At 61.1% G+C, this 19,455-nt stretch carries 20 protein-coding genes and 1 pseudogene; 3 read left to right on the forward strand and 18 right to left on the reverse strand.

Features of this window, described 5'->3' with window-relative positions:
• Positions 1-376 precede the first annotated feature (376 nt).
• Both H6B30_RS03630 and H6B30_RS03635 read left to right on the forward strand, forming a co-directional pair.
• Complete coding sequence (locus H6B30_RS03630) at positions 377-1,087, forward strand: CDP-alcohol phosphatidyltransferase family protein (RefSeq protein WP_205108019.1); 711 nt, start codon at positions 377-379, stop codon at positions 1,085-1,087.
• A gap of 16 nt (positions 1,088-1,103) precedes the next feature.
• A complete protein-coding gene (locus H6B30_RS03635) occupies positions 1,104-1,412 on the forward strand; it encodes a DUF4834 family protein (protein ID WP_205108021.1) in 309 nt (102 codons plus the stop codon).
• A gap of 74 nt (positions 1,413-1,486) precedes the next feature.
• On the opposite strand, the gene H6B30_RS03640 is transcribed toward H6B30_RS03635, so the two are convergent.
• From H6B30_RS03640 to prmC, 7 genes are all read right to left on the reverse strand, one after another.
• The gene (locus H6B30_RS03640; protein ID WP_239483518.1) at positions 1,487-2,074 is read right to left on the reverse strand and encodes a hypothetical protein; all 588 of its coding nucleotides are present in this window, start codon (positions 2,072-2,074) and stop codon (positions 1,487-1,489) included.
• The gene (gene argH, locus H6B30_RS03645) at positions 2,071-3,408 is read right to left on the reverse strand and encodes an argininosuccinate lyase (protein ID WP_205108023.1); all 1,338 of its coding nucleotides are present in this window, start codon (positions 3,406-3,408) and stop codon (positions 2,071-2,073) included. The genes H6B30_RS03640 and argH overlap by 4 nt, the downstream gene beginning before the upstream one ends.
• Positions 3,409-3,519: 111 nt before the next feature.
• Positions 3,520-3,933, reverse strand: coding sequence for an SRPBCC family protein (locus tag H6B30_RS03650; protein ID WP_205108025.1), 414 nt, complete (start codon positions 3,931-3,933; stop codon positions 3,520-3,522).
• A gap of 111 nt (positions 3,934-4,044) precedes the next feature.
• Positions 4,045-4,680 carry an orotate phosphoribosyltransferase gene (pyrE, locus tag H6B30_RS03655; protein WP_205108026.1) on the reverse strand — a complete coding sequence of 212 codons (636 nt, stop codon included), beginning with the start codon at positions 4,678-4,680 and terminating at the stop codon, positions 4,045-4,047.
• A gap of 96 nt (positions 4,681-4,776) precedes the next feature.
• Positions 4,777-5,472, reverse strand: a complete 696-nt coding sequence (locus H6B30_RS03660) for a ComF family protein (RefSeq protein ID WP_205108028.1) — start codon at positions 5,470-5,472, stop codon at positions 4,777-4,779.
• On the reverse strand, positions 5,450-5,953 hold the full coding sequence (locus tag H6B30_RS03665; protein WP_205108030.1) for a regulatory protein RecX: 504 nt from the start codon (positions 5,951-5,953) through the stop codon (positions 5,450-5,452). Before H6B30_RS03665 ends, H6B30_RS03660 begins: the two co-directional genes overlap by 23 nt.
• On the reverse strand, positions 5,950-6,792 hold the full coding sequence (gene prmC / locus H6B30_RS03670) for a peptide chain release factor N(5)-glutamine methyltransferase (RefSeq protein ID WP_205108032.1): 843 nt from the start codon (positions 6,790-6,792) through the stop codon (positions 5,950-5,952). Before prmC ends, H6B30_RS03665 begins: the two co-directional genes overlap by 4 nt.
• 35 nt (positions 6,793-6,827) lie before the next feature.
• Between prmC and ribD the strand changes: the two genes are divergently transcribed.
• Complete coding sequence (gene ribD, locus H6B30_RS03675) at positions 6,828-7,793, forward strand: bifunctional diaminohydroxyphosphoribosylaminopyrimidine deaminase/5-amino-6-(5-phosphoribosylamino)uracil reductase RibD (RefSeq protein ID WP_205108034.1); 966 nt, start codon at positions 6,828-6,830, stop codon at positions 7,791-7,793.
• Between the two features lie 233 nt (positions 7,794-8,026).
• On the opposite strand, the gene H6B30_RS16525 is transcribed toward ribD, so the two are convergent.
• From H6B30_RS16525 to tsaB, 11 genes and pseudogenes are all read right to left on the reverse strand, one after another.
• A complete protein-coding gene (locus tag H6B30_RS16525) occupies positions 8,027-8,860 on the reverse strand; it encodes a nucleoside hydrolase-like domain-containing protein (RefSeq protein ID WP_205108188.1) in 834 nt (277 codons plus the stop codon).
• Positions 8,805-9,533 (reverse strand): annotated as a pseudogene (locus H6B30_RS16530) (nucleoside hydrolase-like domain-containing protein). The gene H6B30_RS16525 and the pseudogene H6B30_RS16530 overlap by 56 nt, the downstream one beginning before the upstream one ends.
• Positions 9,487-10,701, reverse strand: coding sequence for a clostripain-related cysteine peptidase (locus tag H6B30_RS03695; protein WP_239483520.1), 1,215 nt, complete (start codon positions 10,699-10,701; stop codon positions 9,487-9,489). Before H6B30_RS03695 ends, H6B30_RS16530 begins: the two are co-directional and overlap by 47 nt.
• 51 nt (positions 10,702-10,752) lie before the next feature.
• The gene (locus H6B30_RS03700) at positions 10,753-11,451 is read right to left on the reverse strand and encodes an HAD family hydrolase (protein ID WP_205108040.1); all 699 of its coding nucleotides are present in this window, start codon (positions 11,449-11,451) and stop codon (positions 10,753-10,755) included.
• Positions 11,452-11,770: 319 nt separating this feature from the next.
• Positions 11,771-13,120 carry an NAD(P)/FAD-dependent oxidoreductase gene (locus H6B30_RS03705; RefSeq protein ID WP_205108042.1) on the reverse strand — a complete coding sequence of 450 codons (1,350 nt, stop codon included), beginning with the start codon at positions 13,118-13,120 and terminating at the stop codon, positions 11,771-11,773.
• A gap of 222 nt (positions 13,121-13,342) precedes the next feature.
• Positions 13,343-14,713, reverse strand: a complete 1,371-nt coding sequence (rseP, locus tag H6B30_RS03710; RefSeq protein WP_205108044.1) for an RIP metalloprotease RseP — start codon at positions 14,711-14,713, stop codon at positions 13,343-13,345.
• 89 nt (positions 14,714-14,802) lie between these two features.
• Positions 14,803-15,972, reverse strand: a complete 1,170-nt coding sequence (locus H6B30_RS03715; RefSeq protein WP_205108046.1) for a 1-deoxy-D-xylulose-5-phosphate reductoisomerase — start codon at positions 15,970-15,972, stop codon at positions 14,803-14,805.
• An 80-nt stretch (positions 15,973-16,052) separates the two neighbouring features.
• Positions 16,053-16,562 (reverse strand): ribosome maturation factor RimM, encoded by a 510-nt coding sequence (gene rimM, locus H6B30_RS03720; RefSeq protein WP_205108048.1) that lies wholly within the window; start codon positions 16,560-16,562, stop codon positions 16,053-16,055.
• Positions 16,563-16,658: 96 nt separating this feature from the next.
• Positions 16,659-17,966 (reverse strand): UDP-N-acetylglucosamine 1-carboxyvinyltransferase, encoded by a 1,308-nt coding sequence (gene murA / locus H6B30_RS03725; RefSeq protein WP_205108050.1) that lies wholly within the window; start codon positions 17,964-17,966, stop codon positions 16,659-16,661.
• A 12-nt stretch (positions 17,967-17,978) separates the two neighbouring features.
• Entirely contained in the window at positions 17,979-18,587 is a 609-nt protein-coding gene (locus H6B30_RS03730; RefSeq protein WP_205108052.1) for a DUF4290 domain-containing protein, read from the reverse strand.
• Positions 18,588-18,658: 71 nt separating this feature from the next.
• Positions 18,659-19,351 (reverse strand): tRNA (adenosine(37)-N6)-threonylcarbamoyltransferase complex dimerization subunit type 1 TsaB, encoded by a 693-nt coding sequence (tsaB, locus tag H6B30_RS03735; RefSeq protein ID WP_205108054.1) that lies wholly within the window; start codon positions 19,349-19,351, stop codon positions 18,659-18,661.
• Positions 19,352-19,455 lie beyond the last annotated feature (104 nt).

The following is a 19,455-nucleotide window of genomic DNA, read 5'->3' on the forward strand; positions in this document are numbered from 1 at the left end:
CATCGTCGGGAATATTGACAACAGCCATGTGCCGACAACGGCGGCCCAGCGACCACGCCCGCCTGCCCCACGGCCCCGGCAGGCACACCAACGACAGCCGCAGCAACCGTGGCACCAGCCCCGCACCTGCGCCCCCGGACGGCGACGGCCAGAAAACGTGGGAATGGGCGCACCACGGCCAAAGGCCACAATTACCCGTCGGACTCAGCTACGGAGGGCACTGACGGGTAGCGACGAGGTGAGAATTTACATTAATTTGCATTGCATTTTGTAAAAAAACGCTGAGTTTATGACTAAAAAGGCTATCTTTGCACTTGGTTAGACAAGGCCGAGGCTATCGGCAAGCCTAATGAAACGCATATTCAACAAACAAAAAATGGCAAACGGAATAACACGGCACATACCAAACACCATCACCTGCTGCAACCTCATATCGGGGTGCATAGCCACCTACCATGCGTTCTTCGGATGCTTCGAGACGGCATTCCTGTTCATCGTCATAGGGGCGGTGTTCGACTTCTTCGACGGCATGAGCGCGCGGCTTCTCGGCGTTTCGTCGCCCATAGGCAAGGAACTCGACTCCCTGGCCGACGACGTCACTTTCGGCGTGGCCCCCTCGGCAATGACTTTCACGCTGCTCTCCACCGCCACGTGGCCCGCACAGCTTGGGGCCGTGGCCGCGGTGCTGCCTTACACAGCGTTCATCATGGCTGCCTTCTCGGCCCTCAGGCTGGCCAAGTTCAACCTCGACGAGCGCCAGTCCACATCGTTCATCGGACTGCCCACGCCGGCCAACACCCTGTTTTGGGCGGCACTGATAGTGGGCGCGGGCGACACTATAGCCACCTCTGCATGGGGCGCCCCGGCCGTGGTGGCCATGGTGCTCGTTAGCAGCTGGCTGCTCGTGGCTGAAATACCGATGTTTGCGCTCAAGTTCAAGACGTGGGGATGGCGCGGCAACGAAGTCAAGTATGTCTTCGCGCTCACCTCCATCGTAATAATATGCCTTCTGGGCACCATAGGTGTGGCCGCGGCCATAGCATGGTATATGCTGCTCTCGGCCGTGCAACAGCACCGAAACAAGTAAAAAGGAGGGAATAGCCATGCTCCACTTTCTGTCAGTACTGCTCCTGTTCTTGCTGTTCGCGGTGGTCATAGCCATCGCCGTAGGGGCCTATCTGCTCAACAAGGGCATACGGATGTTCCGAAAGGCGGCCGACAAAGCCACCGGCAGGCAGACGCACACCGAGGCCGACGGCGGCCGGCGCGGCAGAGCATCGGGCCGCGGGGGCGGAACGGCGCACACTGCCACGGGCGAGACGATAATAGACACACGCGACAGGGCCACCGCCAACCGGCGGATATTCGCCGACGACGAGGGCGAATACGTAGACTTTGAAGAGGAGAAATAAAATGCAGAAAGCGGCTTGCACGCCCCCGGGGCGAAGCAAGCCGCTTTGCGTTATAGCACTTGGCTGCGAGACGTTCAGTTGCCGACGAAGAGCTGCCCGAAAGCCCCTGTGGTGGAAGCGTGGTAGCGCACCAGCTTGTTGGTGGCGTCGGTCGACTGCCCGCCGCTCTGTATGAAACCGCCGTTGTTTAGGTCGTAAGTCCTGTTGCAGTTGCGGCAGGTGGCCATCCCGCGGCTGTCGATGGTCAAGACGCGGTCAATGATGCCCGTGCCCGTATAGCACACGGGGCACTGCGCGTCGTAGGCATAGAACACGGGCGAGGTGATGTCGGCGTTGCCGTAGCCCACTATGAGCCCATTCTGCCTGCCCAGCCGCCGCGTGCGCTGCATGTCGACGGCGTTGGCGATGCTGCTCGACGAGAGCCCCTGGTTGTTTGTGAACTCGAAATAGGTAGCCCCCGACTCACGCGTCTCCCTGACCAGGCAGAACACACCGGGCGACATGGAGGCCATGGCCGTGGCCAGGGTGCTGTTCTGGTGTACAGAGTTGTCGAACACAAAGTAGCAGGGCTCGTCGCTAAACTGCTCTTCAGCCTTGCTGCACGAACAGAGCGACACCGCCGCAACCAGCGCGGCAGCCATTGACAAACCCACGGCCTTCATGCCAGCAGGGCCCTTTCCGCCTCCAGCATCCTGTCGAAGTGGAAGCCTTCCATGTTGTCGTCCATCATTGCCCTGATGCAGTCGGTCTGCAGGTTGCCTATGCTCCCCTCGTGGGTGTGGTGTATGCTCTTGTCGGGAACGAAAGTGCCGGCCTCAATCTCCAGTCCCACCTTCTTGTAGGCGTCGCGGAAGGGCATGCCTGCGGCGGCCAGGCGGTTGACCTCCTCCACAGAGAACATGGCATCATACATCGGGTTGTCGAGTATGTGCTCGTTCACCTCCATGCGGTTGATGATGTATGCCGTCATGCCAAGGCAGTCTTTCAGCTCGCCGAAAGCGGGCAGGAACACCTCCTTAATAATCTGAAGGTCACGGAAATAGCCCACCGGCAGGTTGTTCATAATGAGCGTTATCTGCTGCGGCAGGGCCTGCAGCTTATTGCTCTTGGCGCGTATCAGCTCAAACACGTCGGGGTTTTTCTTGTGCGGCATGATGGAGCTGCCGGTGGTGCACTCCTTGGGCAGGCGCACGAAAGAGAAATTCTGGCTGTTGAAAAGGCAGGCGTCGAAAGCCAGCTTCGCCAGCGTCCCGGCGATGGAAGCCATGGCAAAGGCCACGTTGCGCTCCATCTTGCCGCGCCCCATCTGCGCATACACCACGTTGTAGTCCATGGAGTCGAACCCCAGCAGCCGCGTGGTCATGGTGCGGTTGAGCGGGAACGACGAACCGTAACCGGCTGCAGAGCCGAGCGGGTTGCGGTTGGTCATGCGGTAAGCGGCCTGGAGGAAGAGCATGTCGTCGGCCAGGCTCTCGGCGTAAGCGCCGAACCAAAGGCCGAAAGAGCTCGGCATGGCCACCTGCAGATGGGTGTATCCCGGCATGAGCACGCCCTTGTAGCGCTCGCTCTTGGCCAGCAGCTCATCGAAAAGGGCCTTCATGCCGTTGGCGATGTCCATCAGCTCATGCCTCGTGAACAGCTTAAGGTCTACCAGCACCTGGTCGTTGCGCGAGCGCCCGCTGTGTATCTTCTTGCCCATGTCGCCCAGACGGCGCGTCAGCATCAGCTCCACCTGCGAGTGAACGTCCTCAACCCCGTCTTCAATCACGAAGCCGCCGTCGTCGCACAACTTGTATATGGCCTTAAGCTCAGCCAGCAGGCAGCGCAGCTCATCGGCCGAAAGCAACCCTATGCTCTCAAGCATCGTTATGTGGGCCATGGAGCCCAGCACATCATATTTGGCGAGATAAAGGTCGAGTTCACGGTCGCGCCCGACGGTGAATCGCTCGATTTCCTTGTTAATCTCGAAGTCTTTTTCCCAAAGTTTGTTTGACATTTTTGGTTGGTTATTGTTTCGGTATACAGCATTCTATACCATCAAGCGCCGCCATGCAAAGCCTTCAGCCCGGCCGTGCGGCCATGGCAGGCCCCGCATAGGCCCGCCGGCTCATTCATACCTTATGGCCGCCAGGGCGTCGGCAATCTTCTCCACGCCCTCCTTAAGCGGCCCCTGCACCATCCCTTTGATAAAAGGATTGAGCTCGGCCTTTATCGTCAGCTTCATCTTCGAAGTGGCGTCGGTCACCGGCAGCACCTGTATCCACAGGTCAAACGGTATGGGCGACTGCTCGGTGGCAAACTTTATGCACTTCGGTTCGTCGCGTTCCACTATCCGCAGGCGCAGTTCGCCTACCGGAGGGGCGGTCACCGCGATGGTGTCGCGGTCGAAACGGAAATCCCTTATCTTGTCTTCCGGTATGCGGTCACGCACTTTCTCAATGTTGCCCAGGTCGCTCAGCATGGCGTAAACGGCCTGCTGTGAGTATGGTATCTGCTTTATGCTGCTTTCAAACTTGCTCATCAATATGTCGGAAAATAGTAAGTAGTAAGACAGGGGGGAGGACACGGGCGCGCCGGCCCACACAAACGGGAGCCTCAGCCCGTGCCCCCTCCCCAACGTCGGTGTATCGGTTTATCTGTTGTTCCAGTTTGCCGGGTCCTTGCGCCACTCGTGGATGACCTCCACATCCTCGGGTTTGATGTAGCCGATGGCAAGCGCATGCTTCACCACGTGGTCATAGTCGGTGAGCGTGACGAGCTCTACGCCGGCCTTGGCAAAGGCTTCTTCGGCCACAGGGAAGCCATAGGTGTATGATGCCACCATGCCTATCACCTCACAGCCGTTGTTCCTTATGGCCTCGACAGCCTTCAGGCTGCTTCCTCCTGTCGACACCAAGTCTTCGACGACAACCACCTTTGAGCCCGGCTCAAGGTTGCCCTCGATGAGGTTTTCCAGCCCGTGGTCCTTTGGCTTGCTGCGCACGTAGACGAAGGGCAGGCCCATCTCGTCGGCCACCAGCGCCCCTTGCGCGATGGCACCCGTGGCCACCCCCGCAATGGCTTCGGCCTCGGGGAAGTGTTCCTGTATGGCGTGGCACAACTCAGTCTTTACGAAACTGCGCAGCCTCGGGTACGACAGCGTCTTGCGATTGTCGCAGTAGAACGGCGACTTCCATCCTGATGCCCATGTGAACGGGCTGTTGGGTTGCAGCTTTATAGCCCTCACTTCGAGCAGCTTGGCCGCAAATGTTGTCTTGATAGAGTCCATCTATTACATTGTTTAATGGTTTGTATTAGTTTGCAAAGGTAGGAAACATTTGCCAAAGAAACCGCTTCATGCCGTTAAAAAAGATTATTGCGGCATTCACTTGGTAAAGCCGAGCGTCATGATGCTGACAGTTGTGCCCGGCACTGCGGCCACTGCCGAGGCGCAGGCCATGACGGTTGCCCCTGTGGTGAACACATCGTCGACCAGCAGCACGTGCTTTCCCAGCAGCCTTTCCTGCCGCCTTACCTCGAAGAGGCCGCTCACGTTGCCAAGCCGTTCCCACCGTCCGAGTTTCGTCTGGCTTGTCTTGAAGGCCTTGCGACAGACGCTGCGCTCATCTACCGGTATGCCCGTGAGCGAGCTAACCCCTGCCGCCACCTCGGCGCTCTGGTTGTAGCCACGCTCGCGGAGCCGCTTCCTTGCCAGCGGCACCGGCACTATGACATCCACGCCGTCGAAGAAGCCGGCCGCCATGAACTCGCCGGCGGCAAGCCGTCCCAGCGCTACGCCTATGTCGGGGCGCCCTTTGTACTTCAGCGAGTATATCATGCGGCTCACCTCCGAATGGGGTTCGAAATAGAAAAACGACGCCGCACGCTCCACGTCGGCCTGCCCCCAGAAAGCCTGGGCCACGGGGTTGTCGTATGGCCTGAGGCAGAAGCCGGTGCGGGGCAGCCTGAGGCAGCAGGCCGAACACAGCGCGTGCTCGGTGACCGACAGCCGGCTGCCGCAGACGGCGCACAGCCTCGGCGACACGAAGTCGAGCACCCTACTCCACAAACTCACCCCCATAGCCCTCGTCGATGTCGTCGGGCACGTCGATGCAGCGGCGTATGAGCGCATAGTCGAAGCCCCGGCCCAGCGCAAAGCGCACCAGCTTGCGGTTCAACTCATATCTGTCGGCTGCCTTGATGCTGCGGCCGCGGCTTTTGAGCAGTGGGCGCAGCACGGCCAGATACTCGTCGTCGGCTATCTCTCCCAGCACGAGCTGCCTTGTGGGCTCGTCGATACGCTTGGCCCACAGGGCCTGCTCCACCTTCCGCCGCCCCCACTTGTTGTACCGAATCTTGTCGAGGGCGAAGGCCCTGGCGTAACGTTCATCGTCGACAAACTTGTTTTTCGTGAGGTATTCCATCACCCGTGCCTGCGCATCGGGGGCCATACCCCACTTCCTCATCTTGTCTTCCATCTCGCCCGAGCAGTGCTCGGCCTGCGAGCAAAGGGTGGTGAGGCGCAGCAGCGCCTCCTTTTCTGGCATTTCTCCTGAAGTCATTCCAATGTAGATTTCGTAAACCTCGGCCGGCCATACCTGTCGTTGCGCACCTCTGCCGTGGCAAAGCCCTCTGCCAGCAGCAGGCTGCGCATCTCGCCGGCCAGTGCCTCGTTGATTTCAAAATACAGCTCGCCGCCCGGGCGCAGGGCCGCCTTGGCGTAGCGCGCTATGGCCCGGTAGAAGAGCAGCGGGTCGGCGTCGGGCACGAAAAGGGCCCCGGCGGGCTCGTAGTCCAACACGTTGCGCGCCATGGCGGCGCGCTCGCCAAGGCGCACGTAGGGCGGATTGCTCACCACCGCGTCCCACATTGCCGTGTGGGCCGGCGGGTCGAGGGCGTCGACAAGGGCAAAGCCTACACGTGCGCCCAGCCTCCCGGCATTGCCCGAGGCCACCTGCAAGGCGTCGGCAGACACATCCCACGCCGACACGGCAGCCCCAGCCACGTCGAGCGCCAGCGTGACGGCTATGCAGCCGCTGCCGGTGCCGATGTCGAGCAAGGCCGGCGAGGCGCATCCCCTGGCGGCCAGGCCCTGCTCAACCCACAGGCACAGGTCTTCGGTCTCGGGCCTCGGTATGAGCACACCGGGCCCCACGGAGAACGCCCGCCCGCAGAAGTCGGCATGGCCGAGCACATACTGCACAGGCTCGGAGCGCAAGAGGCGCTCCATCATTTCGCCCATCAGGCGCTGGTCGTCTGGAGATAATTGTGTAACTTTGCCGCAATAAATGTCGGCTACAGACAAGCCGAAACGCTCTTCAAGCACATAGCGCACGATGGCCCGGGCCTCGCCGCTGCCATAGATGGCAGCCAGCGGCCGCCAAAGGTCGTCGTAAGTCATGATGCAAAAGTAACAAATTAAGCCACAAAAACCAAATGAAAGAAGACAAAATATACATGCGCCGCTGCCTGCAGCTGGCTGCCTGCGGCATGTACGGAGCCCGGCCCAACCCCATGGTGGGCGCGGTGATAGTGGCTCCGGGCGGAAGGATAATAGGCGAAGGCTGCCACCGGCACTGCGGCCAGGGCCACGCCGAGGTGAACGCCTTTGCATCTGTGGCCCCGGCCGACGAGGCCCTGCTCGCCGAATCGACCATGTATGTAAGCCTGGAGCCCTGCGCCCACTATGGCAAGACACCGCCCTGCGCCGACCTGATAATAAGGAAAGGGGTGCGGCGCGTGGTGGTCGGGTGTGTCGACCCGTTCGCCAAAGTGCACGGAATGGGCATACGCAAGCTGCGCGACGCAGGCGTCGACGTCACCGTCGGTGTGCTTGAGCGCGAGTGCGCCGAGCTCAACCGCCGCTTCTTCACGTTCCAAACGCTAGGCCGGCCCTACATCACGCTGAAATGGGCGCAGTCGGCCGACGGGTTCATCGACAGCGGCTTCCGCCCCACGATGATATCAACACCGTTCACACAGATGCTTGCCCACAAACTGCGCACAGAGTGCCAGGCCATCGTGGTGGGCCGCGTCACCGACGAGCGCGACCACCCGCAGCTCAACATACGCCACTGGAGCGGGCCCGCCCCGCGCCGCATGGTGCTGAGCCACAGCCACGACATCGACGCCATATTGGCCGAGTGCCGGGCCGACAGCCTGCAGTCGCTGCTCGTGGAGGGCGGGGCCGCCACCCACCGGGCCTTCATTGAGCGCGGGCTGTGGGACGAGATACGCGTTGAGACGGCCCCCCTGGCCCTGCACCGCGGCACCCGCGCCGCCACGCTGCCCGACTGCCTGGCGGTGAAGAGCCACACCGTCTGCGGCAACAACGCCATCACCGTATACGTAAGGGAGCAACGACTGGCGAGCAGACCGGCCGACGCCGGAACGGCCCATTAGCAGCCTTGGCAAACGCCTGGCAGTCAACAGAATAGCAATACCTGCCGTTTTGAAGTGTAAAACGGCAGGTATTGCTACATGAAACAGGCCGTTTTGCAGTGCAAGACGGCCCTTTTCGCAATTCAATGGCACTGAGGCCAAACCGGCGTCAGGGCAACATGGGGCTCTACGCGCGCCGCAATCGCCGCGGCAAGGCCATAGGCCGGGCTTTGGCCGGGGGCAATGCCGCAGGCTCACCTCACCGTCACGACCACGCGGGCATAGCGGGTGAGCGCCGGCGTACCGTCGTCGGTCACGGTGCAAACAAAATGGATGGTGTCGCCGGGCTTTGCGTCGGACGGCGCCACTACGCCCACCTTGGGCACGCAGCCGCCACTTATTTCTTGGCCGCGGTATGTGCCGGCCTCGGCATAATGCCACCAACGGAAAGCCCGTCGGTCGCCGTCGGGGTCGGCCGAGGCCGTTGCGTCGAGCGTCAGGGCCTCGCCCGGCCTGGCACAGATGTCGGCAGGCGTGTCTACCAGGCTCACCACGGGGTGGTGGTTGGCCTCGGCATATCCCTTCACGCACCAGTCGGCCCGAGCTGCAAAATCGTTCTGCACATCCTTGAGCCACCTCCATATTGGCTTGAAGTAAGCCGTGCGCACGGCCACCAAGTCGGGGTAGGCCCAGTGCTCCATCATCTTCGACCAGCTGTTGGCAAAGCCCCACTGCCCGTCGGGGTGGCCGTAGCCGCCGGCAGGCGGTATGTCCATCCACACATTGGCCCTCACCGGCTCGTAGCGCCCGCCCCATCCGCCGTAGGAAGGCGACTCGAGGCTGCGCAGTCCGTTGGGGATGGCGTGCAGGAAGGCCGGCGTGTCGCCCTCGCCGTTGAACGCCCCGTTTTTGTTTTCATAGGCAGCGCACAGCGGCCCGTGGCCTTCGATGATGTTTCCGGTCATCCATTCGGCCCCGAAGAAAGGCTTGACGTCGGCCGGCAGCACCTTCGGCCAGATGTAGGCCATGCAGTCAAACTGGTCGGAAATGATTGTTGTGATGCCAAACCTCTCCCAATGCGGCCTGATGTACCGCTGTTAAGTGCTGTCTTGCTCCCATATAAGAAACAGCCTCATGCGCGCCGCCACCTCGGCCATGCGCCCGGGATGCTCCTCCTCTTATTATGCGCAAAGCTCGCGATATGGTGTTGCAGCCGCCCCAAGCCTGCACCCACACGGGGCGCGGGTCGGTGTCGTCGAGCAATATCCCGGCTATAAACTCGGCCCCTTCGGTGCGCAGGCCGTCCTCGCCCACGCCGCTGATGTTGCCCACGCGCCACCGGGCGAGCAGGCTGTCGGGATGGGGGTAATGGGGCGAATGCGTCTTTAGGTTGCCATAGACGCGGGCGTACAGCCTTATGTAATCGCGCCCCCAGTCCACGGGCTAGAGGGCATTCCTGCCCCGGCCGCCCAACCAGTGGAACTCGGAACTGCTGTTCACTATGGCTTCCACGTCAAACTCATTGCACGTGAGCAGAAACCTCACCATCGAAGCCTTGTCGTCGGCCTCGCCGTCGGTAGTGACAATGACGCGTGGCCTTTCGCCCGCGAATAGGCGGCCCAAGCCACCGGGCGGCATCAGCGCCACCAGGACAACCAGCAAGAATATCTTTTTCATGCCATCGCATCGTTTGCAACAACATGTGTTTTTAATGTCAGTGGGTGGCCTCATACCACGACGTGGCGGCCCAGTCGGCGGCATAGCTGCTCGTGGTGGGCGCCGAGGTGGTAATGCCCGAGTAGGCCCTGATGTCCTCGGCCCCGCTGAATGCCGAGTAATACTGCGGGGTATGGGCCTTGTAGGGCACCGCCCTGTCGAGCTGCCCCTCAAACTCTGACAGCAGCGCCGTGTCGGTGCAGAGGGCTGCCACATAGTCGCCAAGGTCGTAGAATATGGGCGGGCGGTATCCGTCCATGCGCTGCAGGCTGGGCAGCAGCGAGGCGTCGAGGTCGCAGGCCGCCTCAATCTTGCGCAACACGCGGGCCAGGCTGTCGAGCTCTGAGGTGCGCGTCACGCCGATGGTGCCGTAAGGATAGGTGTAAGAACTGTAGAAATCGAGGAACTTGGAGCACACGGCCTCATAGTCGGGCTCGCCGAGCAGCTCGGCCCCCACCTCGGCATAAGGCATCCCGTAGGCCATTATCTCGGTGGGGCAGGCTATTAGATAGTCGGTGACGTGGCGCAGGTCGTAGGCCACCTCGACCGACGACATGTAGCAGTCGTCGAAGAGTATGAAGTCGAGGTGCATGCCGGCGCCCTCTATCCCCTCTGCCAGCGTGGTGATGTCGGTCTGCACGCTGGGCGTCCGCCCGCCGAAGAAGCGGGTCAGCGGCCCTCCGCCGGCATCCCAGTGGTAGCCCTGCCGTGGCGCCAAGCGCATTGCCCTGGACTGGCTGACGGGCACCCAGCCCATGCCGTGGCAGCCTATTGTCATGGCATAGTGCTCGGCCGGCGCCTCGGCCTTGACGTCGGCAAGTATCGAGGCTATGCCCTCGGCAGTGGTGTACGATGGCGACGAGTAATCCCTGAGCTTCACTTGGCGGCAGCCGGAGCCGTCGGGCACGAGCTCGAACAGCTGCGCCTCGGTGGCCGTGGTGCACATGAAGACCAGCACCCGCTGGCCGTCGAGCCCCTGGGCCTCTATGGCTTTCTTCATGTCGGATATGTTGTTGTAGAAATAATTGGTCAGGTCGGTAGACCATGGCAGGTACATCAGCAACGTGCGGCTCACCGTGGCAGGCGGCGTCACGGGGTCGGGCTCGTCGGTGTCGTCGTCACACGACACCACGGCCAAGGCCATCATTGCGCCCATGGCCAACGTTGCCATGCGCCGCAAGGCGAGTGGTAGTGATGAGATGGCGTAGTTCATTGTCTGTGCGTTGGTTTAGTCGAATATAAAAGGATTAGCCTGTGGGGCCGCTCACACGTAGGCGAGCAAGTCGGCGAAGCGCTCTATGCGCACCATGTGCGTATGCTCGAAGTCTTCAACCTGCTCGAGCTTCCATGTCACGTGAAACGGTATGTGTACGGCCCGTGCCCCTGCCGCCAGTGCCGGGGCCACGTCGCTCTTGAGCGAATTGCCCACCATGAGCACACTGCCGGGGGCCACACGCATTCGGCGGCACAGGTTGAGGAAGGCCCGCTCGGTCTTGTCGGACACTATTTCCACGTGCTGGAAATACTTCTCGAGCCTCGAGCGGCGCAGCTTGTTCTGCTGGTCGAGCAGCTCGCCTTTGGTAAACACGGCGAGCCTGTAGCGCCCCTGCTCATAGAGGGCGGCCAGCGTGGCCTCGACGCCTGGCAGCGGCGTGGCCGGCAACTCGAGCAGCCGCTTGCCCAGCCGGAGCAGTTCGCCGACCACGGTGCCGTCTACCCGGCCGCCGCTCAGCCTCACGGCATTCTCTATCAGCGACAGCACAAAAGCCTTGCAGCCATATCCCAGCAGCGGCATGTTGGCCTCTTCGGTGGCAAACAGCGAGGCCGACACGGTGTCGGCCGGGGCGTAGGGCGCGAGCAAGCGGCAATACTCGCGTTCCACATCGTCGAAGTACGACTGGCAATCCCACAGTGTGTCGTCAGCGTCAAAGGCGATTACCTTTATGTCAGCGAATTTTTCCATCTTGCAAAGATAGTTAAGTTTCACGAAGATTTGCGGCTGCCGGATGTTAAAGAAGCAAAAACCGGCCTTTGCCTGCGGCCTGCCCCGGGCTGCCTGCGGCCCAGCCTGCCGCGGTGGCAGTGTAGCCCCGGGCAGCGGCCACGGCTGGCGCCACGCCGCAAAACGGCCCGAAACGTGATGCCAAATGGGCCGTTTTGAAACACAAAACGTGCCTTTCGGCAATACCGAACGGCACGTTTCACAAGCTATCTGTAACACAGCGGGTTACGGCCGTGGCCGGATGGTTCACGGCAACGGCCCCGCGAAGGGGCACGCCGGCCTACGCCTTGTCTCCCTGCAAGTCGTCGCCCCAGTGCATGGTGGCCTCACGCTGCTCGCGGTCGCGCACCTCCTTGGGCTTTGTGGGATAGAAAATCATGCGCAGCGACTGGTTGTAGTTGAAGTAGTTCCACATCCAGTTGAGCAGCACCACTACCTTGTTCTTCACTCCGAGGATTGAGCGCAGGTGGACAACGAGCCACATCACCCATGCCACGAAGCCGCTGAGCTTCAGCCCGGCAAACTCGCACACGGCCTTGTTGCGGCCCACCGTGGCCATCGAGCCGAGGTTGCGGTAGCGGAAGGGGCGCAGTTCGCGCCCGCGCTCCAGTCGCCGTATGTTGCGCGCCAGGTTGGCGCCCTGCTGTATAGCCACCTGTGCCAGCTGCGGATGGCCGCCGGGATAGTCGGGGTCGCCCTCGACAAGGCACTGGTCTCCGATGCAGAACACGCCGTCCATGCCGGGCACCCGGTTGAACTCATCGACCAATATGCGGCGCCCGCGGCCCAAGTGCTCCTTGGCGATGTTGCCAACCTCCGAGCCGGCCACGCCGCTCACCCAGATGAAAGTGCGCGTGGCGATGGAGCTGCCGTCGGCCAATATCACCTTGTGGTCGCGGAAATCGGTCACCATCTTGTGCAGCAGCACGTTGACGCCCATGTTGCGCAAGAAGTTCTCGACGGCCTCCGACGACTCGGGCGACATGCCCGAGAGCAGCCTCCCGCCGGCCTCTATGAGGTAGATGTTCATCAGCGAGGGGTCAAGGTCGGGGTAGTCGCGCGGCAATATGGTGCGCTTCATCTCCGAGAGCACGCCGGCAACCTCGACGCCGGTGGCGCCGCCGCCCACAATGACCACGTTGAGCAACTCCTGCTGCTCCACTTTCTCGGCGCAGGTGATGGAGCGCTCGAGGTTCGACAGTATGGCGTTCTGCAGTCCCATGGCCTCGGCCACGGTCTTCATCGGCATCGACTCGCGCTCAACGTTGGCGTTGCCGTAGAAGTTTGTGGTCGTTCCCGCCGCCAGCACGAGGTAGTCGTAGTCTACCTTGCCGATGGAAGTCTGTATCAGTTTCTTCTCCGGGTAAATGGCGCGCAGCTCTGCCATGCGGAAATAAACGTCGCGGCTGCGCTGGAAAATTTTGCGAAACGGGAACGATATCGAACTCGGCTCCATCCCGGCCGATGCCACCTGATAGATCAGTGGGGGAAACTGGTGATAGTTGTTCCTGTCTATCAGTATCACCTGCAGACCCGAATGGCGCAGCTTGTTGGCCACCTTGAGCCCGCTGAAGCCGCCGCCAACGATTACGACCCGCTTCTTTCCGTTTCTTTCGATGTTAAGACTCATGCGTTTGTTATGAATAATGAATAATGATAAAAGACTAATCCTGTTTTGCCATGTGCAGGCCACGCCCATGTGCCATGGGCGTGGCCTCAATGTGTTTCTGGCCACTCGATGCATCCCGACGTTGCCGGCCGCATGCGGCAACAGCCGTGCCGGCCGCCCGTCCTGCCGGCGGCAGCCGCAGCCCGGCGCCACAAGCCAGGCTTGTCCGGGGCGCTCAGGGCGCTACATATAGCCGAGCCAACGCAGTATGTCGTTGAGGTTGGCAACCAGCATGAGCAGTATGAGGATGGCAAAGCCCACATACTCGGCGCGTATCATGAAGTTTTCGCTGGGCTTGCGGCGCGTTATCATCTCATAGAGCAGGAAGAGCACGTGGCCGCCGTCGAGCGCGGGGATGGGCAATATGTTCATGAAGGCGAGTATGATGCTTAGGAATGCCGTCATCTTCCAGAACATGTACCAGTCCCACGTGGGCGGAAAGAGACTGCCTATGGCCCCGAAGCCGCCGAGCGACTTGGCCCCGTCGGCAGTGAACACATACTTCATGTCGCTGACATATCCCTTCAGCACGTCGACGCCATACACCACGCCGGCCGGGAAACTCTCCCAGAAGCCATAACGCTTTGTGACGGGCTGGTAGATGGCCGAGGTCATCTTGACGGTAAAGCCTACCTTCAGGTCGGCCGAAAGCACCACGCTGGAGGTGTCAAGGCGCCCGCCGCGGTCGATGACCAGGGTGGCACGGCGCACCTTTATGCTGTCGGCCGGGGTCTTGGCCACGGCAAGCACGTCGCTCAACCGGCCTATCTCGTCGGTGAAGGCATTCCACGAGCCTACCTTGACACCATTGATGCCCACCACCATGTCGCCCCGGCGCATGCCCATCCGGGATGCCGCCGAACCGGGGAGCACGCTGTCTACCTCTGCCGGGATGAGCGGACGCACAAACGACGGCTGCTTCTGCAGCATGTCAAGCATGTTGAGGTCGCCCGGCAGACTGAGGCTCATGGCCTTGCCCTGGCGCACTATGTCGACACGGCGCGCCTCGGACAGGTCGCGGTAAAGGTCGGCGTTGAAATCCTTGAACTCACCCTTCTCTGTGCCTATCAGTATGTCTCCGTCTTTGAAACCGAGGGCCTTGGCGTCTGAATTGAACACCATGCCGTGCGTCATGTTCCTCACCGGGATGTAAGTGTCGCCCCAGTGGAACAGTATCATCGAATAGATGAACAGGGCGAGGAGGAAGTTCACCAACACTCCGCCCACCATCACAAGCAACCGTTGCCACGCAGGCTTGGTCCTGAATTCCCACGGTTGGGCGGGCTTCTTCATCTGCTCGGTGTCGAAACTCTCGTCTATCATGCCCGAAATCTTGCAGTAGCCGCCTAAAGGAAGCCACCCGATGCCGTATGTAGTGTGGCTTTTCTTGGGCTTGAACTCAAAGAGATGGAACCAGGGATCGAAGAAAAGGTAGAACTTCTCGACGCGAATGCCGAAAAGCTTGGCAAAGAAGAAGTGCCCGCCTTCGTGCAGAAGAACCAGTATGGATATTGCCAGCATGAACTGCAATACCCTGATCAGAAAGATTTCCATTTCGCTGTTGATTGATAATTTTATTGCTATGGTTTAACTGTTCCGTCCGGACGGGCGTGCCGGGCCCGGCCGTACGGCAAGGCATGTGGCTACGGGCGCATGCCGCCCTGCATTATCTCGGCTGCCACGCGACGTGCCTCGGCATCGGTGGCAACGTATGTCTCGTATGAAGGATTGGGGTCGAAGGACACTCGGTTCATGGTCTCGGCTATCACGTCGCCCATCTGCAGGAAGCCGCAGCGGTCGTCGAGGAACCCGCGGTTGGCCACTTCGTTGGCCGCATTGAGTATGCACGGCATGTTGCCGCCGCGCCCTATGGCGTCGAAAGCCAGCGAGAGGCAGCGGAACTTCTCCATGTCCGGCTCGAAGAACTCGAGCTTGTGGCTGAACAGGTCGAGCCGCTGTGACGACAGGTGGATGCGCTCCGGGAACGAGAAAGCATACTGTATGGGCAGCCGCATGTCGGGAACGCCGAGCTGGGCCTTCACCGCCCCGTCGCAGAACTGCACCGCGCTGTGGACGATTGACTGCGGATGGACGAGCACCTGTATCTGTCTTGGCTCGACACCGAACAGCCATTTGGCCTCGATGACCTCGAAACCCTTGTTTATCATCGTTGCGCTGTCGATGGTAATCTTGGCTCCCATCTCCCACGTCGGGTGGTGAAGGGCGTCGGCCTTGGTCACCGTGGCAAGCTGGTCGATGGTGTAGTTGCGGAAGGGGCCGCCGCTGGCAGTGAGCAATATCTTCTCTATCTGCGCGTCGCCCTCGCCGGCCAGGCACTGGAAAATGGCCGAGTGCTCGCTGTCGACGGGCAATATGGCGGCGTGATGCCGCCGTGCGAGGTTGCAGATGAGCTCTCCTGCCACTACAAGGGTCTCCTTGTTGGCCAGGCAGATGGTCTTTCCGCGCTTTATGGCGTGTATCGTCGGCGACAGGCCGGCAAAGCCCACCATTGCCGTGAGCACCATGTCGATGGGCCCGGACTCCACTATTCCGTCGATGGCCTGCGCCCCGGCGTACACCTTGACGTCCGGTTGGTCGGCCAGCAACGCCCGCAACTCGTCATAGCGGGCCTCGTTGGCAATGACGACGGCGGCGGGCTTGAACCTCCGGGCCTGCTCGGCGAGCAGTTCAACCTTGTTGTTTGCCGTCAGGCAATATACCTCATAACGATCGGGGTGCTCCTCGATCACCTGCAAAGCCTGTGTGCCTATCGACCCTGTTGAGCCGAGTATGGCTATTTGTTTCTTATCCATTGCTTCATAAAATGTAATAGCTTGCCTCATAGGCGGCCCCGGGCCGTGCGCCCGCAAGCAGCCCGCCGGCCCCGGCGGTGCTACAGGTCAAGCAGCCCTTCGGGCAACCTGACGGTTATTGTCCGCCCTTCTGCGTCGACGCCGTCAATCAAGTCGGCGGCGGCCGGCACCAACCGGCCGTCCTCGAGCTCAAACAATATGTTTGAAGTGGCGTCGTCTACCGAAGCGATGCGCCCCACGCTGCCGCCCGACACGGCGTCGACCAGGGTGAAGCCCACCAGCGACGCCCACGACATTTCGTCGGCGCCGGCCCCTGCCAGGTGCCTCGGGAAGTAGACATCGCAACCGGTCAGGGCGGCGGCCCTGTCCTGGCTGTCGATGTCGCAGAACTTGACGAGGGCCACTTCGCCGCTCTTGAATCGGTATTCCTCGATGAAGAACGGCACGAGTATGCCGTCGACAGAGAGCACCAGGTAGTCGCTGTCGACACGGTCGAACACGTCGTCGTCGAAACGGAACGTCACTTCGCCCTTCACCCCGTGCGGCCGTCCGATGCGGCCAATCCTGTAAACGTCTTCTTGTCTTATCATCTGTCACTGTTGTTTGGCAGCCTTCAGCGCCAGCCGGGGCCGCGCCGCGCCACGTCTGCATGCCTGTCGCCCCGGCGCATGCGCCCCGTCCGGAGCTCAGCTTATGCGCTCAATCCGGGCCCCGAGGTTGTTGAGGCGCACCTCTATATCCTCATAGCCACGGTCTATCTGCTCTATGTTGTCTATGCGGCTCGTGCCGCAGGCGCTCATGGCAGCTATGAGCAGGGCTATGCCGGCCCTTATGTCCGGGCTGGCCATGCGCCCTGCGCGCAGCCTCCTGTGGTGGTCGTGCCCCACAACGACAGCCCGGTGCGGGTCGCACAGTATTATCTGCGCCCCCATGTCGATGAGCTTGTCGACGAAGAAGAGCCTGCTCTCAAACATCTTTTGGTGGAAGAGCACGCTGCCTCGCGCCTGTGTGGCCACAACGATGAGCACCGACAGCAAATCGGGCGTCAGCCCCGGCCACGGAGCATCGGCCAGAGTCATTATCGTCCCGTCTATGAACGATTCGATCTGGTAATGGCTTTGCTTCGGTATCACTATGTCGTCGCCCTCAATGCCCATCTTTATGCCAAGCCTACGGAAGGCCTCGGGTATGATGCCGAGGTTGCGCAGCGACACGTCTTTTATGCGCACGCCGTTGCCGGCCATGGCGGCCATGCCGATGAACGAGCCCACCTCAATCATGTCGGGCAGTATGTCGTGGACTGTTCCGTGCAGCCCGTCGGTGCCGACGATGGTGAGCAGGTTGCTGGCAATGCCGCTGATGCTCGCCCCCATGCGGTTGAGCATGTGGCACAGCTGCTGTATGTATGGCTCGCAAGCCGCATTATATATGGTGGTGGTGCCCCGCGCGAAGACGGCGGCCATGATGATGTTGGCCGTGCCGGTGACCGAAGCCTCGTCGAGCAGCATGTAGCAGCCCTTCAGCCGGTCGGCCCCTATCTCGTAAACGTTGCGGTCTTCGATGTGGCGGAACTCCGCCCCCAGGGCCTTGAAGCCGAGGAAGTGGGTGTCAAGGCGCCTCCGCCCTATCTTGTCGCCGCCCGGCGTGGCAATGACAGCCTTGCCGAAGCGGGCCAGCAGCGGGCCTATCAGAAGCACGCTGCCGCGCAACGCCGAGCACTTGCGCACAAACTCGTCGCTGCCGAGGAAGCCCAGGTCGAGGTCGTCGGCCCTGAATGCATACTCGTTGCGCCCCCGGCGGTCTACCTTCACGCCAATGTCCTTGAGCAGAAGTATCAGGTTGTTGACGTCGCGTATGTCGGGAATGTTGCGTATTACCACCTCGTCGGCAGTGAGGAGGGTTGCGCAAATCACCTCGAGAGCCTCGTTCTTGGCTCCCTGCGGCGTTATGGTTCCACTGAGCGGATGGCCGCCCTCAATCAAGAATGATGCCATGCCGACGCCCGGTTATTTGCGTTTCTTCCTGCGCTGCACGTCGCCTGCGGATGCAGCCGGCATGCGGTCGAGCCTCATGGTGCCGAGGTCGAGCTGCACCTTGCCGTCGGTGAAGCGTGCCAGGTCGGCCGCCACGCGCTCGTCGTCCATCGACCCGTGCCCCCAGGCAGCCAGGTCGCGCTTCATCTGGTTGGCCGTTATGCGCACCAGCTCGTCGCGTTCCTCGCCCTCGGGCATGGCCTTGAGCTTCTCAAACATCTCTTCAATAAGCCGTCCGTAGTGGCGCAGGCGCACATGGCTGCCCTTTTTCGGCATGGCCATGGGCTCGGGCTTGCCGAGAATCTTCTCTGCCTCCGACACGTCGTAGGGCCAGTCTATGTCGAGCTGTTTGTGACTCATGAGGTACAGGTGGTCCCAAAGCGTCTGCTCATAGTTGGCGTTTTCGCGCAACTGGGGCACCTTGGTTATCATCATCCTTACGATGGTCTCGGCGCAACGCAGCCGCTCGCCCCTGTCGGGCAGGGTGACGGCATAGTCGACCATCTTCTGTATCTCGCGGCCGTATTCAGGCATGAGCAACGGCTCGCGCTGGGTGTTGTAGTCCAATCCTTCTATGTTCATTTTTCCTTTTTGTCTTTGAAGTAAGTAACGGGCAGCCCCGCACGTTGTCCGGCAGGCAGCCCTCAGGGCCGTCAGAGCAGCTTGCGGGGTGTCTTGGCCACAAAGTCCTTGAGGTAGAACGGCACGAAGTAGGCCACGTCTTCCACCTTTCCGCCGGCCAGGCGCTTCTCGGCCAGGGGCATCATCCACTTGGCCAGCGGCGATATGCCTTCGATGAGCCTGGCGTTGGGATGGGCTATGGCGTCGATGCACTTGGCGGCGCCGTCGCCGAAGAAGTAAACCGGGTGCCGGTCGAGGTAGTCGCGGTAGGTGTCGGGCCCAACCACGTCGGCCCCCACCTCCCTCACGGGGCGCAGGGCGCGGTCGTATACTCCCGCATAGACCTCCATGCGGCGTGCGTCGATCATAGGGCAGAGCAGCGCGTCGTCCTCAATCTCGTCGTGATTGAGCAGCACCGGCACGCAAAGCAGTTCGAGCGTGGGCACCGACAGCAGGCTCACGCCGCGCCCATAGCAGATGCCCTTGGCCATCGACACGCCTATGCGCAGGCCCGTATACGACCCGGGGCCGCAACTGACGGCCACGGCGTCGAGCCCGGCTACATGGCCGTCGACAAACGTGAGGGCCTCATCCACAAACGTTCCCAACTTCACTGCGTGGTTGGGGCCGCCGAAATCTTCGCGGCTAAACAGGCACGCGCCGTCTTCGCTGACGGCTACGGAGCATACGTTGGTGCTCGTCTCAATGTGCAATATACACGACATATATGAATAATATAATCCTAATGAAATGCAAAAATACTGTTTTTTTTCGTTAAATGCAATCGTTTACAAGAAATTAACGCGATACTTCGGCAGCATGGGCCCCG

The organism is Marseilla massiliensis, assembly GCF_016899955.1.
Lineage (GTDB): Bacteria > Bacteroidota > Bacteroidia > Bacteroidales > Bacteroidaceae > Prevotella > Prevotella intestinigallinarum.

What these genes read in the sequence shown, in the direction of transcription:
- H6B30_RS03650 (WP_205108025.1), bottom strand. Translation starts at nt 3,933, where the DNA reads ATGAGCAAGTTTGAAAGCAGCATAAAGCAGATACCATACTCACAGCAG.
- H6B30_RS03705 (WP_205108042.1), bottom strand. Translation starts at nt 13,120, where the DNA reads ATGAGTCTTAACATCGAAAGAAACGGAAAGAAGCGGGTCGTAATCGTT.
- rseP (WP_205108044.1), bottom strand. Translation starts at nt 14,713, where the DNA reads ATGGAAATCTTTCTGATCAGGGTATTGCAGTTCATGCTGGCAATATCC.
- H6B30_RS03730 (WP_205108052.1), bottom strand. Translation starts at nt 18,587, where the DNA reads ATGAACATAGAAGGATTGGACTACAACACCCAGCGCGAGCCGTTGCTC.
- pyrE (WP_205108026.1), bottom strand. Translation starts at nt 4,680, where the DNA reads ATGGACTCTATCAAGACAACATTTGCGGCCAAGCTGCTCGAAGTGAGG.
- murA (WP_205108050.1), bottom strand. Translation starts at nt 17,966, where the DNA reads ATGGCATCATTCTTGATTGAGGGCGGCCATCCGCTCAGTGGAACCATA.
- rimM (WP_205108048.1), bottom strand. Translation starts at nt 16,562, where the DNA reads ATGATAAGACAAGAAGACGTTTACAGGATTGGCCGCATCGGACGGCCG.
- H6B30_RS03630 (WP_205108019.1), top strand. Translation starts at nt 377, where the DNA reads ATGGCAAACGGAATAACACGGCACATACCAAACACCATCACCTGCTGC.
- ribD (WP_205108034.1), top strand. Translation starts at nt 6,828, where the DNA reads ATGAAAGAAGACAAAATATACATGCGCCGCTGCCTGCAGCTGGCTGCC.
- H6B30_RS03700 (WP_205108040.1), bottom strand. Translation starts at nt 11,451, where the DNA reads ATGGAAAAATTCGCTGACATAAAGGTAATCGCCTTTGACGCTGACGAC.
- H6B30_RS03660 (WP_205108028.1), bottom strand. Translation starts at nt 5,472, where the DNA reads ATGGGGGTGAGTTTGTGGAGTAGGGTGCTCGACTTCGTGTCGCCGAGG.
- H6B30_RS03665 (WP_205108030.1), bottom strand. Translation starts at nt 5,953, where the DNA reads ATGACTTCAGGAGAAATGCCAGAAAAGGAGGCGCTGCTGCGCCTCACC.
- argH (WP_205108023.1), bottom strand. Translation starts at nt 3,408, where the DNA reads ATGTCAAACAAACTTTGGGAAAAAGACTTCGAGATTAACAAGGAAATC.
- H6B30_RS03695 (WP_239483520.1), bottom strand. Translation starts at nt 10,701, where the DNA reads ATGAACTACGCCATCTCATCACTACCACTCGCCTTGCGGCGCATGGCA.
- prmC (WP_205108032.1), bottom strand. Translation starts at nt 6,792, where the DNA reads ATGACTTACGACGACCTTTGGCGGCCGCTGGCTGCCATCTATGGCAGC.
- H6B30_RS03635 (WP_205108021.1), top strand. Translation starts at nt 1,104, where the DNA reads ATGCTCCACTTTCTGTCAGTACTGCTCCTGTTCTTGCTGTTCGCGGTG.
- tsaB (WP_205108054.1), bottom strand. Translation starts at nt 19,351, where the DNA reads ATGTCGTGTATATTGCACATTGAGACGAGCACCAACGTATGCTCCGTA.
- H6B30_RS03640 (WP_239483518.1), bottom strand. Translation starts at nt 2,074, where the DNA reads ATGAAGGCCGTGGGTTTGTCAATGGCTGCCGCGCTGGTTGCGGCGGTG.
- H6B30_RS03715 (WP_205108046.1), bottom strand. Translation starts at nt 15,972, where the DNA reads ATGGATAAGAAACAAATAGCCATACTCGGCTCAACAGGGTCGATAGGC.